This is a genomic window from Micromonospora solifontis (assembly GCF_003725545.1).
Classification (GTDB): Bacteria; Actinomycetota; Actinomycetes; order Mycobacteriales; family Micromonosporaceae; genus Micromonospora; species Micromonospora solifontis.
Genome location: NZ_RJLN01000068.1, coordinates 1 through 12,986 on the forward strand (window position 1 = coordinate 1; position 12,986 = coordinate 12,986).

Genomic DNA, 12,986 nt, shown 5'->3' on the forward strand with positions numbered 1-12,986 from the left:
TGTAGGCGGCCTTCTTGTTGCCGCCGCCGTCGAACAGCAGCGGGCTCTCGCTGGAGCGCCAGGAGTCGCTGTCCCGTACGCCCCACACGGTGATGCCGATGCAGCGGGGCACGTTCATGCACGCCTGGGTGAGCCCGGCGTACTGGGTGGTCGAGGCGTTGGTGACGTCGACCTCGGTCAGGGCCACGTCCACGCCGAGGGCGGCGAAGCTGGACAGGGTGGTCTGGAAGTTGCTGGGCAGGGAGCTGCCGCCGGTGAAGTGGGTCTGCAGCCCGACGCAGTCGATCGGCACGCCGCGGGACTTGAAGTCCTGGATCATGCGGTAGACGCCCTGCGTCTTGCCGTAGGACCAGTTCTCGATGTTGTAGTCGTTGTAGCAGAGCTTGACCGACGGGTCGGCGTTGCGGGCGGTGCGGAACGCCACCTCGATCCAGTCGTTGCCGGTGGCCTGCAGGTTGGACTGCCGGCGGCTGCCGTCCTCGTTGAACGCCTCGTTGACCACGTCCCAAGCGGCGAGCTTGCCCTTGTAGTGGCCCATCACCCCGTTGATGTGATCGATCATCGCCTGGCGCAGGGTGCTGCCGCTCAGGCTCTGCATCCAGCCCGGCTGCTGCGAGTGCCACGCGAGGGTGTGGCCGCGGACCTTCATGCCGCGCTGGGTCGCCCAGTTGTAGATCTGGTCACCGGCGGAGAAGTTGAACTGGCCCCGCTGGGGCTCCGTGGCGTCCGGCTTCATCTCGTTCTCGGCCGTCACCATGTTGAACTCGCGTCCGGCGATCGTGGTGTACGTCGAGTCACCGAGCCGGCCCGCCGCGATCGCCGTGCCGAAGTACCGGCCCGACTGCGCGGCCGCCGCACCCAGCGTGCTCGCCGCGGCTTCCGCCGACGGCATCATCACCGCGGCCGCGGCCACTGTCACGACACTGACCGCGCCGGCGAGCAGCGCTCTGACGACGAGCCTTCGCTGCCGTAGGTTCCCGCCGCGATGGACGGAGGGGCTGATAGCCACCTTGGCCTCCTTACTGGCCGGCGTCCAAGCTGGCTGGGCGGGACCACTGGACGTCCGTGTTCGAGAATTGATCAGCGTAAATGTTGCCACCGAGCCTCAGCCCGGAACAACAACTTTCGGAAATGTTTCGGAAACGATCCTGCACCCCCGCTGACGGGCCGGCGAGGCGGCGTGACCGGTCAGCCGGGTACGGTGACCGGCCACGCCCGTCGGGCTCGACGGTCAGGAGACGGTGCAGGCCACGCCGTTGAGGGTGAAGCCGGTCGGCGTCGGGTTGGTGCCGGTGTGGGTGCCGTTGAAGCCGAAGCTGGTCGAGGCCCCCGGCGCGAGCGCCCCGTTGTAGGAGACGTTCGACGCGGTCACCGCGGTGCCGGTCTGGGTGAAGTTCGCCGACCAGCCCTGACCCACCTTCTGTCCGGTGCTCGGGAAGGTGAAGGCGAGGGTCCAGCCGTTGATGCCCGCCGTGCCGGTGTTGGTGACGGTGATGTTGGCGGTGAACCCGGTGTCCCAGCTGCTGGTGACGTACCCGACGGTGCAGCCGCCGGCGGTCGGCGGGTCCGCGGTGGTCACGGTGACCGGCGCGGAGGCCGCGGAGACGTTGCCGGCCGCGTCCACCGCGACCACCGTGAAGGTGTACGCCGTCGACGCGGTCAGCCCGGTGACCGCGAGGGTGGTGCCGGTGGTCGACCCGACCAGGACGTTCCCGGACCGGTAGACCCGGTAGCCGGTGACGCCGACATTGTCCGTGGCCGGGCCCCAGGCGAGGGTGAGCCCGGTCGGGCCGACGGCCGACGCGGTGGGGGTGCCGGGGGCGGTGGGCGGGGTGGTGTCCTGCGCCGGGGCGGCCGGGGTGGTCACCGAGACCGTCGGCGAGGCCGTCGACCGGTTGCCGGCGCCGTCCCGGGCGACCACGGAGAACTGGTACGTCCGCTCGGGCAGCAAGCCGGTGACGGCGAGGCTGTTCGTGGTGGACTTCAGCAGCACCAGCGCGTCGCTGCCGACCTGGGCCTGGGTGATGTCGTAGCCGGCCAGGCCGCTGCCGCCGGTGTCGGTCGCGGCGGGCCAGGTCAGGGTGAGCCCGGTGGAGGTGACGCCGGAGGCGACCGGGGTGCCGGGCGCGGTCGGCGGGGTGGTGTCCGGGGTGGCCGGGCCGGGCTCCTCGCCCCAGACCCGCACGCCGGCCTCGTAGAGCGGGACCTTCCGGTTCGGCCCGGCGGCAGCCTGGTACGACGGGTCGTTGGTCGGGTCCCAGGTGCCACCCTCCGGCACACCGATCTTGAACTGGACCTCCATCCGGTGCTGGGACTGCCCGGCCGGCGCGATGGTGTACCCGGTGCAGTCGACCTCGACGTACCAGATGTCGCCGCTGTACTGCTTGGCGGTCGACGGCGACGGGCAGCCCTGGGTGTAGCCGGGGGTGACGGTGACCGGGCCGGTGCCGTCGGGGCGGAAGTAGTAGCGGAACTTCGCCGTCTTCAGCGCCCGGGCGGGGAAGCCCGACTTGTTGTAGATGATCGCCTTGAGCCCGGTGGCCCGGGTCTCCGCCTGCATCACCGTGGTCTCGACGGTCAGCTCGTCCAGGTCCGGCGTCTCGGCGGTCGGGAAACCGGCGAGCGGGGTGCCGCCGTACTCCTTGCTGAGCCGGGCCAGCGCGGAGGTGAAGCCGGCGTTGTAGTCGGTGGCCACCTCGTTCATCACGTAGTCCGACCGGCTGTCGGTGTACGCGTCGTTGGCCGAGGACGGGCCGCCGACCAACGCGCCGTAGAGCACGTGCCGGGTCTCGGTGGGCACCGTCTGGCTGTCCCACCAGGAGCCGTGCGCGGTGCGGTGGTGCGGGTTCTTCGGCGAGTTGGCCCCAAAGCCGATCAGGTAGCTGGAGTTGCGCGGGTTGTCGCCGAGCGCGTAGTTGATCTGCCGGACGGCGAAGTCGTGGTACCGGGCCTTACGGGTGGCGTCGGTGGTCTTGTCGCTGTAGACCAGGGCCGCGAAGGCGGTGTTGGCGGCGTAGCGTAGCGATCCCCAGGAGTCGAGCACCGCCTCCCCGCCGGGCGAGTAGTTCACCTTCGAGCCGTTCACCCCGACGGTCCACCAGTCCAGCCAGCGGTTGGCGTCGTCGACGTACTTCTGCTTGCCGGTCAGGTTGGCCAGCAGCACGTACGCCCCGAACTGCTTGTTGTCCCAGGCGATGGTCCACTTGTAGGAGCGGGTGGTGGACTGCGGCTCGGTGCCGAGCTTGTCGTACTCGCTCTCCGCCTTGGCCAGGTAGGTCGCGTCGTTGGTGGCCCGGTAGAGCCAGATCGCGCCCCAGACCAGCTCGTCCTGGTAGCCGCTCCACGACTTGTAGAAGTTCGTCGCGTCGGTGATGCACTCGTGGTAGCTCTTCCGCACCGTGTCGGCGAAGGTGTAGAGCTGCTTCGCGTGCCCGAGCAGCTTGTCCGCGTAGGCGGCGTCGGTGGGCCGGAACACCATCGACGAGGCGGCCATCGCGGCCGCCGTCTCCCCCGCCAGGTCCGCGCCGCCACAGCTCGCGTCGATCTTGTACGCGGGCCGCGCCATCGGCAGCACCTCGGCCGGCCCCCACCACTTGTGGTCGTCGTCGCCCTTGCCGACCTGGCCGTAGAGCACGTTCGGGGCCGGGTGCGCCTTGACGAAGTAGTCGTTCACCCAGCGCAGGTTGTTGAGCAGGTGGGTGAGCTGGCCGGAGGCGACGTAGCCGTCCCGGTACTCGACCGCGCCCCAGGCCAGCATGGTGGTGCTGAACGCCATCGGGAAGCCGAACTTCACGTGGTCGCCGGCGTCGTACCAGCCACCGGTCAGGTCCAGGCCCACGTCGGCGCCGTCGGTCAGCGCCGAGTCACCCCGCCAGGAGACCCGGTTCCAGGCCGGCTTCTTCCCGGACTGCTGCGCCTCGTAGAAGAACAGCGACTTCTGCAGTGCCTCTGCGTAATTGAACGCGGGCGCCGCGCTCGCTGGCGCGGCGGCCTGCGGGGCGGCGACGGCCGTGGCGAGGCCGGCGACCAAGGCGGCGCCGGCGGCGACCAGGCGGCGGAGCCGGGTTCGGCCGCGTGGCGGCGGGATCGGGTGGGGCATGGCGAGCTCCTGTGAGTGGTTGCCGCACGGCGGCTCCGCCCGGACGGGGACGCCGTCGATGCTCGGAACTGCCGTGCGGCGGTGTGGTGGTGGGTGGGCCGCGGAGGCGCGGGAGCGCTCCCATGGATAGTCGACAATCTAATAGGCGACTCGCCGGTTGTGAAGGTGACCCGGGCGCGGACGCCCGCAGCGTCGACTCGCTCTGTCGCGTTACACCGACGCGCCGCCGAATTGGCTCAATCCTCCTTCGTCATCGCCTTCGGTACGCCACGTCGTCGCAGCTCAGGCCGAACGTCCGATGTCGCCGGCCGGGCACCTCCATGCGATCATGTGCCGTCACCTCTCCCCATTTCGGAGGATTCCTCATGCCACAGCGTCGGCACGTGGCGCGCGCGGCCCTCACCGCAGCCGCCGTCACCGCCTGCCTCGCCTTCGCCGCCCCGGCCTGGGCCACCGGCAACCCGCACAACCCCCCGGGCGACAACGGCACCGTGAAGATCGATGGCGCCCCCTTCGAGGACTCCGTCGACAACCAGCCGCACGTGGGTTGCGAGTTCGAACTCGAGTTCTTCAACTTCGACCAGGGCCAGCGGGCGAACCTCAAGCTGTGGGCCCAGCCGCCGTCGGCCACGCCGAAGGCCAAGCTCGTCTGGTCGAAGGACGACGTGCTCATCAGCGACGACCCCGCCTCCGGCGCCGAGAACGACCACGACGAGGTCATCAAGCTTTCCGCGAACGACCTCGACCTGACCGGCCTGACTCTGCAGGAGCAGCAGGGCTACCACATCAAGCTCGACGTGGACCTGACGGACGGCAAGGCGTTCGACGACAAGCACAAGGTCTTCTGGCTGCAGCCGTGCGAGTCGTCGGAGTCGCCCTCGCCGACGCCGACGACCCCGGGGGAGTCGGCGACCCCGACGCCGGGTGGCTCGGAGAACCCCTCCGAGAACCCCTCCGAGAACCCGTCCGGCACGCCGGGCACCCCGGGCACCTCGGTGAGTGGCGGCGCCGGCGGTGGCACCGAGGGCGGGCTGCCGCTCACCGGCGTGGCCGCGACCAGCATGGCGCTCACCGGCGTATTCCTGATCGGTGGCGGCGTCGTGCTGATGACGCTGCGCCGTCGTCGGGACAAGGTCCGCTTCACCAGCTGACCTCCGCGCCACCCGGGAACCGGCCGTCGGACCTCGTGTCCGGCGGCCGGTTCCGTGTATCCGCGCCCCCGGCCCACCCGAGGTGCCGGGGGCGCGCTGTCGTGGCACCGGATACCGCCGATCACGGCGGACCGGGTTAACCACGGCGGCCGCTGGGAGGCGCTCGGGCCGGCCGGGGTTGAACCGGCCGGCGGGCCGGTCCGTACTGACGGGTAACCCCGGTCGACGGCGCCCGGAGCTGAATCACATCATCGATGTTCTTGAATAAAGATTCCGCGTATCCGCAGGTCGTCGCCGGTTACAGGCGACCACGACGCGGCACCGCCGGGGTCAACCGGTGGGCCTTCCGTCCTGGGATACGAGCGTACGGTTGCCCGTGCGTTCGACGGCGCGGGACAGTACGCGGCACCAGCGGTGCCATCGACGCCGCCGCTCCCCCGGACAACCCTGAGGAGATCGCGATGGCTCTCAGACTCGCCGACGGCACCTCCTGGTCGGACACGCTCGCCCGCGCGGTCGCCGCCGCGCCGGAAGCCTTCGGCACCGCGCCCGACGGCGGCGCCACGCTGCACAACCTCGTCCAGGGTGAGTGGCGGGCGGTCGGCACGCCGGCCCCGGTCCGCACCCCGGTCGACAACACCGTCCTGGTCAGCCTGGCCCGGCTCGACGCGGACGCGGCCCGCGCCGCCGTCGCGCACGCCGCCGCCCGCCACCGGGACTGGGCGCAGACCCCGCTGGCGGAGCGCAAGGCCCGGGTCACCGACGCCCTCGACGCGCTCGCCGCCCACCGCGACCTGCTCGCCATGCTGCTGGTCTGGGAGATCGGCAAGCCGTGGCGGCTCGCCTGCGCCGACGTGGACCGCGCCCTGGACGGCGTGCGCTGGTACGTGCAGGAGATCGACCGGATGCTCGCCGACGGCCGCGAGCCGCTGCCCGGCCCGGTCAGCAACATCGCCTCCTGGAACTACCCGATGAGTGTGCTGGTCCACGCCGAACTGGTGCAGCTGCTCGCCGGCAACGCCGTCATCGCCAAGACCCCGTCCCAGGGCGGCGCGGTCTGCCTCACCGTGGCGCACGCGCTGATGCGCCGCGCCGGCCTGCCCGCCACGCTGGTCTCCGGCAGCGGCGAGGAACTCTCCGAGGTGCTGGTCCGCGCCCCGGAGATCGGCGCGGTGGCGTTCGTCGGCGGCCGCTCCAACGGCGGCAAGGTGGCCGCCGCGCTGCTCGACTCCGACAAGCGGCACTTCATCGAGCAGGAGGGCCTCAACGCCTGGGGCATCTGGAACTTCTCCCAGTGGGACCTGCTCGCCGCGCACCTCAAGAAGGGCTTCGAGTACGGCAAGCAGCGCTGCACCGCGTACCCCCGGTTCGTGGTCCAGCGGGACCTGGTCGACGAGTTCCTCGACATGTACCTCCCGGTGGTGCGGTCCGTCCGGTTCGGACACCCGCTCGCCGTCGGGGCCGACTGGTCGGCCGGCGACCCGCTGCCCGAGCTGGACTTCGGCCCGCTGATCAGCGCGGCCAAGGCCGAGGAGCTGCGCCGCAAGGTCGACGAGGCGGTCCGCGGCGGCGCGGTGCCGCTGCACCGGGGCAAGCTCGACGGCGCGCCCTTCCTCGACGGTCAGGACACCTCGGCGTACGTGGCGCCGGCGGTGCTGCTCGCCCCGCCCGGTCGGTCCCGGCTGATGCACGCCGAACCGTTCGGCCCGGTCGACACCATCGTCGTGGTGGACACCACCGACGAGCTGCTGGCCCAGATGAACGCCTCCAACGGCGCGCTGGTCGCCTCGCTGGCCTGCGACGACGAGGAGCTGGCCGGCAAGCTCGCGGTCGACCTCCAGGCGTTCAAGGTGGGCATCAACAAGCCGCGGTCCCGGGGCGACCGGGAGGAGCCGTTCGGCGGCCGGGGCGCCTCCTGGAAGGGCGCGTTCGTCGGCGGTGACCTGCTGGTGCAGGCGGTGACGGTGGGCGGCGACGGCCGGCTCTACGGCAACTTCCCCGACTACAGCAGCTACCCGGCGACCTGAGCCCGGCGCGGCGGGCGTCGGCGCCCGGCGCGCCGGCCACGGTCGGTCGCGCGAACACGGGCAGGGCCCCCGCACCGGGGGCCCTGCCGTGTCACCGTCCTCCGCACCGGAGATCGGCCCAGGTGGCACCGGCTTGCGGCCGGTGCCGGGTAGAGGTCGCCGGCCGGTCGCCGTCCCGGACCGCGCCGTTGCGGCCCGGGACGCGCGTCGTGGCGGGCGCCCCTCGGGTCAGCGCGCCCGGCGGGCGGTCGCGTCGGCCGGCCGGGGCAGCGGGACCGGGCGGGCCACCAGCGGCACCGTCACGGTCAGCACACTGCCGTCCCGCCCCACCGACGTCGGCCGGTCCAGCCGGCGTACGGCGCGCAGCATCGGGGTGTTCTCCGCCTGCACGTGCAGCAGCACGGCGGCGTAGCCGGTCCGCTCGGCATGCCCGAGCAGCCGCCGCAGCAGCGCCGTGCCGAGCCCGCGCCGCTGCCAGTCGTCCCGCACCAGCAGCGCCGCCTCCGCCTCGTCCCCCTCGCCGAGCAGGTTCGCCATCGCCACGACCGGCGCCGCCTCCCCGCCGGAGCCCGCCGTGGCGACCAGGGTGAGCCCCTGGGCCGGTTCCAGCAGCCGGCGCAGCCGGGCCGGGGACGGGCAGGCGGCGCCGCCGAGGTAGCGCCGCTGCCGGCTGCGCGCCGAGCAGCTCGCGTGCAGCTCCACCACCGCGGTCACGTCCTCGACGGTGGCCGGCCGGACCAGCACCTCCGCCCCGTCGGGCAGCACCAGGGTGACCCGGTCGGCGTCCCGGCGGGCGACGGTCGCGGCCAACTCGACCAGCGCCTGGGCCCGCGCGTACTCGGCCGGGGTGAAGCTGGGCTCCCCGCGGCGCAGCTCGTACGAGCCGCCGGACGGATCGGCCAGCACCATCGTGGTGGCGCCCACCCCGCCGAGCGGGCCGGCCGGCGTCGGTCGCCAGGTCACCTCGTCCGCGCCGAGCAGGGTACGCAGTACCTCGCCGGCCCCGTCCGGCTCCCGGACCAGCCGGGTGGCCAGGCCGAGCACCCGGGTCGGCTGGTCGGCCAGCCCGCGCGCCTCGCTGCGCGCGACCCAGCAGTCCCGGCCCCGCCCCCGCTCGACGGCCGCCCGCAGGTCGGCCTCGGTGAGCCGGTCGGGCGCGTCGACGAGAAAGTCGTCGACCGCGCCCACCTCGGTGGTGTGCACCTGCACGGTGAGGATGTTGACCCCGCGCAACGCGAGGCTCGCCGTGAGGACCGACAGGTAGCCCGGCCGGTCGTCCACGGTGGCCCGGATCCGCCACAGCGCCATGGTTCGCTCCCTTCGCCGGTGACCACCCTGCCGGCCCCCTGTTGCGCGGCCGTTGCCCGCGGGTGAAACGGCGGGTCAGGTCAGGTGATGGTGGTCACCGGCGGCGCGCCGACCAGGTCCAGCCGGTCGCCCAGGATCACCGCGCTGGCCCGGACCAGCTGGGCCAGCCGGTCCACCTCGGTGGCGTGGAACCCGGCGGCGGCCAGGGGCTCGCTGTGGTCCCGCGCCACCACCAGCACGAGGCCGGCCCGGCCGAACGGCGCGACCGCGTAGTGGTGCCCGTCGGGGCTGGTCATCGCCCGCGCCCGCAGCGGCGTCACCTCCGGCAGCCGGGGCGGGACCGGGGCCCGCCAGCTCGCGTGCCCGACGGTCGCCCCGCCCGCGCCGCCACCGCGGGCGGCCCAGTCCAGGGGCACCACCGCGGCCACCGCCCAGTCGGCGGCGAGCAGCCCGGGCACCGCGTCGACCAGGGTGGCCACGCCGTCGCTCGGGTTCGCCGCGACCTGGGCGAGCAGCTCGGCGTCCTGGCCCCCGGTGGTCGGCGCACCGATCGCGCGCCACACCCCGTCCACCCGTACGCCGGGGATCGCGGCCAGGCCGGCGAGCAGGCGTTCCACCCGCGCCGCGCCCGGCCACACCACGGTGAAGTCGTCCACCGCCCGGCCGCCGAGCCGTTCCAGCACGACCACCTGGACGATGTCGGCGCCGGCGACGCCGAGTGTGCGGGCCACCTGGCCAAGCGTGCCGGGTCGGTCCGGCAGGGTCACCCGAACTCTCAGCAGCATGTCTGGTCCCTCCGCTCGGCGGGCCGGCCGTGGCGGCCGGCAGGCTGGGTCCCAGCCTGCCGGGTGACCATTTCGCCCCTGTTGCGGTGCCGTGTCCCGCGGGAAAATCCGACCTTGACAAGAAGGCTGAGCTGCCATCAACTAACCGGATGACCGATCCGGCCGTCGACGCGGCACCGCCCCCGACCGGTTCGGCCCCGCGCGGGCTCGACCTCGACCGGCTCGGCGGATACCTGGCCGGGCACCGGCCCGAGCTGGCCGGTCCGCTGTCGGCGCGGCTGATCGCCGGGGGCAAGTCCAACCTGACGTACCTGCTGCGCGCGGGCGACCGCGAGGTGGTGCTGCGCCGGCCCCCGCTCGGGCACGTCCTGGCCACCGCCCACGACATGGCCCGCGAGCACCGGGTGATCTCCGCGCTGGCCCCCACCGCCGTGCCGGTCCCCGCCGCGCTGCTGCTCTGCGCCGACCCCGAGGTGATCGGCGCCCCGTTCTATCTGATGGAGAAGGTCGACGGCGAGGTCTACCGCAGCCGCGCGCAGACCGACCAGCTCACCGCCGGGCAGCGGCACGAGCTGGCCATGGCGATGATGGACACCCTCGCCGCGCTGCACCGGGTCGACCCGGCCCGGGTGGGGCTGGCCGACTTCGGCCGTCCCGAGGGCTACCTGGCCCGGCAGGTCCGGCGGTGGGCCGGCCAGCTGGACCGCTCCCGCAGCCGCCCGCTGCCCGGCATCGACGAGCTGCGCGACGCGCTGGCCGGCAGCGTGCCGGAGGGCGCGAACGCGGGGCGGATCGTGCACGGCGACTACCGGCTGGACAACCTGCTCGCCGCGGTCGACCCGGTCGCCGTCCGGGCGGTGCTCGACTGGGAGATGGCCACCCTCGGCGACCCCCTCGCCGACCTGGGCCTGCTGCTGACGTACTGGAGCGTGCTCGGGGACAGCGCGCTCGCCGAGGGCAACCCGGTGGCCGACGGCATCGGTCCCCGGGCCGGTTTCCCGAGCGGCGCCGAGCTGATCGACCGGTACGCCGGGCGCAGCGACGTCGACGTCGGGCCGCTGCACTGGCACGTGGCGCTCGGCTGTTTCAAGCTCGCGGTGATCTGCGAGGGGATCCACTACCGGCACACCCTCGGGCAGACCCTCGGCGAGGGCTTCGACCGGATCGGCGAGATGGTGGCGCCGCTGGTCGAGCACGGCCTGCACGCGGTCAGGGAGAGATAGATGGACTTCGCGTACGACGCCCGGACGGTTGAGCTGCGCGAGCGGCTCGAGGCGTTCCTCACCGAGTGCGTGTACCCGGCCGAGCCGGTGCACCACGAGCAGGTCACCGCGGCGGGCGATCCCTGGGCCCGCCCGCCGGTGATGGACGAGCTGAAGGCGGAGGCCCGCAAACGCGGCCTGTGGAACCTGTTCCTCCCCGATGCCCGGTACGGCGCCGGCCTGACGAACCTCCAGTACGCCCCGCTCGCCGAGCTGACCGGACGCAGTCCGCACCTGGCCCCGGAGGCGCTGAACTGCGCCGCCCCGGACACCGGCAACATGGAGCTGCTCGCCGAGTTCGGCTCCGACGCGCAGCGGGACCGCTGGCTCACCCCGCTGCTCGACGGGGAGATCCGCTCCGCCTTCTGCATGACCGAGCCGGAGGTGGCCTCCTCCGACGCCACCAACATCGCCACCCGGATCACCCGGGACGGCGACTCGTACGTGATCAACGGCCGCAAGTGGTGGTCGTCCGGGGCGATGGACCCGCGCTGCGAGATCTTCATCGTGATGGGCAAGACCGACCCGGACGCCGAGCGGCACCGCCAGCAGAGCATGGTCCTGGTCCCCCGGGACACCCCCGGCGTCACGGTCCGCCGCGGCCTGACCGTCTTCGGCTACAGCGACGCGCCGCACGGCGGGCACGCCGAGATCGACTTCACCGACGTCCGGGTGCCGGCGGAGAACCTGGTCGGCGTCGAGGGGGGTGGCTTCGCGATCGCCCAGGCCCGGCTGGGCCCGGGGCGGATCCACCACTGCATGCGGCTGATCGGCATGGCGGAACGGGCCCTGGAGCTGCTCTGCCGGCGGGCCCTGGACCGGGTCGCGTTCGGCCGGCCGCTGGCCGAGCAGGGCGTGGTCCGGGAGTGGATCGCCGAGTCCCGGGTCCGGATCGAGCAGGCCCGGCTGCTGGTGCTGAAGACCGCCTGGCTGATGGACACCGTCGGCAACAAGGGCGCGCACACCGAGATCCAGGCCATCAAGATCGCCACTCCGGCGATGGCCGAGTGGGTGATCGACAAGGCCATCCAGGCGTACGGGGGCGCCGGCGTCAGCCAGGACAACCCGCTCGCGGCTCTGTGGGCCCAGACCCGCACCCTCCGCCTCGCCGACGGCCCCGACGAGGTGCACAAGGCGTCCCTCGCCAAGCGCGAACTGCGCCGCTGGCCCTGACTGCGGCCCCACCGGGGGCGGCCGGCCACCCACTGATTCACGGAAAGAGTGGCCATTCCGCGTGGGATGGCCACTCTTTCCGTGAATCAGCGCGGATCGGGGAGGTGGGTGGGTCAGGCGGAGGCGCGGTGGATGAGCTTGGTGTCGAGGAGGACGTGCGGGGACGGGACCTCCTCGCCGCGGATCCGGGAGACCAGCAGGCGGGCCATCTGCCGGCCCATCTCCTCGACCGGCTGGAAGACCGTGGTGAGCGGCGGCTCGGCCTGCCGGGCGATCGGGGCGTCGTCGAAGCCGATCACCGCCACGTCCTCGGGCACCCGACGGCCGGCCTCGCGCAGCGCCCGGAGGGCGCCGAAGGCCATCAGGTCGGACGCGACGAAGACGGCGTCGAGCTCGGGGCAGACCTCCAGCAGCCGGCGCATGCACGCGGTGCCGCTGCCCTCGCTGAAGTCCCCGTACGCGATCATGTCCGGGTTGACGCTGCCGCCGGCGGCCCGGACGGCCTCCTTGTAGCCGGACAACCGGGCCAGGCCGGCGCCCATGTCCTGGGTGCCGGCGATGGTGGCGACCCGGCGTCGGCCATGGGCGAAGAGGTGCTCCACCGCCTGCCGGGCGCCGCCGACGTTGTCCACGTCCACGAACCAGGCCGGCTGGGCGTTCGGGTGCAGCATCCGGGCCGGCCGGCCGCCGAGCACCGTCGGCAGGCCGCGCTCCTCCAGCAGGGTGGGCAGCGGGTCGGCGTCGTGCAGCGAGAGCAGCAGGACCCCGTCCACGTGCTGGTTGGTCAGGTGGTGCTCGACCCGTTCCCGCTCGATCTGGGACTGCGCCATGGCGAGCCAGAGCTGCATCGGGGTCTCCAGCAGCGCGGAGCTGACCCCGCGCACGATGCCGGCGAAGAACGGCTCGGTGAAGACCCGCTCCCCCGACTCGGAGACCACCAGCGCCACCGAGTCGGTCCGCTGGGTCACCAGCGCCCGGGCGGCGCGGTTGGGCACGTACCCCAGCTCGGCGATCGCCTGCTGAACGGCGGCCCGGGCCTCCGGGCTGACCTGGGGCGAGCCGTTGACCACCCGGGAGACCGTGCCGCGGCCCACGCCAGCGCGGGCGGCGACCGCGTCGAGGGTCGGGCGCCCGAGCGACCGCGTGCGCTGCGTTGTCATCGTCTGCTCCTCCGACGTCGG

At 73.1% G+C, this 12,986-nt stretch carries 9 protein-coding genes; 4 read left to right on the plus strand and 5 right to left on the minus strand.

Features of this window, described 5'->3' with window-relative positions:
* Together EFE23_RS20635 and EFE23_RS20640 are read right to left on the minus strand one after the other, a co-directional pair.
* Window positions 1-895, minus strand: an 895-nt coding sequence (locus tag EFE23_RS20635) for a glycoside hydrolase family 10 protein (protein ID WP_233601084.1), incomplete at its 3' end; no start/stop codon positions are given.
* A gap of 336 nt (window positions 896-1,231) precedes the next feature.
* Complete coding sequence (locus tag EFE23_RS20640; RefSeq protein WP_123242588.1) at window positions 1,232-4,099, minus strand: glycoside hydrolase family 9 protein; 2,868 nt, start codon at window positions 4,097-4,099, stop codon at window positions 1,232-1,234.
* A 365-nt stretch (window positions 4,100-4,464) separates the two neighbouring features.
* Between EFE23_RS20640 and EFE23_RS20645 the strand changes: the two genes are divergently transcribed.
* Both EFE23_RS20645 and EFE23_RS20650 read left to right on the plus strand, forming a co-directional pair.
* A complete protein-coding gene (locus EFE23_RS20645; RefSeq protein ID WP_148058495.1) occupies window positions 4,465-5,250 on the plus strand; it encodes a hypothetical protein in 786 nt (261 codons plus the stop codon).
* Between the two features lie 461 nt (window positions 5,251-5,711).
* Window positions 5,712-7,277, plus strand: a complete 1,566-nt coding sequence (locus EFE23_RS20650; protein WP_123242590.1) for an aldehyde dehydrogenase family protein — start codon at window positions 5,712-5,714, stop codon at window positions 7,275-7,277.
* A 228-nt stretch (window positions 7,278-7,505) separates the two neighbouring features.
* On the opposite strand, the gene EFE23_RS20655 is transcribed toward EFE23_RS20650, so the two are convergent.
* On the minus strand, window positions 7,506-8,585 hold the full coding sequence (locus EFE23_RS20655) for a GNAT family N-acetyltransferase (RefSeq protein ID WP_123242591.1): 1,080 nt from the start codon (window positions 8,583-8,585) through the stop codon (window positions 7,506-7,508).
* 80 nt (window positions 8,586-8,665) lie between these two features.
* Window positions 8,666-9,370 (minus strand): ACT domain-containing protein, encoded by a 705-nt coding sequence (locus EFE23_RS20660; RefSeq protein ID WP_123242592.1) that lies wholly within the window; start codon window positions 9,368-9,370, stop codon window positions 8,666-8,668.
* A 149-nt stretch (window positions 9,371-9,519) separates the two neighbouring features.
* Between EFE23_RS20660 and EFE23_RS20665 the strand changes: the two genes are divergently transcribed.
* A complete protein-coding gene (locus tag EFE23_RS20665; protein WP_123242593.1) occupies window positions 9,520-10,593 on the plus strand; it encodes a phosphotransferase family protein in 1,074 nt (357 codons plus the stop codon).
* A complete protein-coding gene (locus EFE23_RS20670; RefSeq protein WP_123242594.1) occupies window positions 10,594-11,805 on the plus strand; it encodes an acyl-CoA dehydrogenase family protein in 1,212 nt (403 codons plus the stop codon).
* Between the two features lie 113 nt (window positions 11,806-11,918).
* Here the strand turns inward: EFE23_RS20670 and EFE23_RS20675 are convergent, their stop codons facing one another.
* Complete coding sequence (locus tag EFE23_RS20675) at window positions 11,919-12,965, minus strand: LacI family DNA-binding transcriptional regulator (RefSeq protein WP_123242595.1); 1,047 nt, start codon at window positions 12,963-12,965, stop codon at window positions 11,919-11,921.
* Window positions 12,966-12,986: the final 21 nt, after the last annotated feature.

Excerpts from the sequence above, each read along its gene's own strand:
- EFE23_RS20650 (WP_123242590.1), top strand. The coding sequence starts at position 5,712 with ATGGCTCTCAGACTCGCCGACGGCACCTCCTGGTCGGACACGCTCGCC.
- EFE23_RS20645 (WP_148058495.1), top strand. The coding sequence starts at position 4,465 with ATGCCACAGCGTCGGCACGTGGCGCGCGCGGCCCTCACCGCAGCCGCC.
- EFE23_RS20670 (WP_123242594.1), top strand. The coding sequence starts at position 10,594 with ATGGACTTCGCGTACGACGCCCGGACGGTTGAGCTGCGCGAGCGGCTC.
- EFE23_RS20675 (WP_123242595.1), bottom strand. The coding sequence starts at position 12,965 with ATGACAACGCAGCGCACGCGGTCGCTCGGGCGCCCGACCCTCGACGCG.
- EFE23_RS20655 (WP_123242591.1), bottom strand. The coding sequence starts at position 8,585 with ATGGCGCTGTGGCGGATCCGGGCCACCGTGGACGACCGGCCGGGCTAC.
- EFE23_RS20665 (WP_123242593.1), top strand. The coding sequence starts at position 9,520 with ATGACCGATCCGGCCGTCGACGCGGCACCGCCCCCGACCGGTTCGGCC.
- EFE23_RS20640 (WP_123242588.1), bottom strand. The coding sequence starts at position 4,099 with ATGCCCCACCCGATCCCGCCGCCACGCGGCCGAACCCGGCTCCGCCGC.
- EFE23_RS20660 (WP_123242592.1), bottom strand. The coding sequence starts at position 9,370 with ATGCTGCTGAGAGTTCGGGTGACCCTGCCGGACCGACCCGGCACGCTT.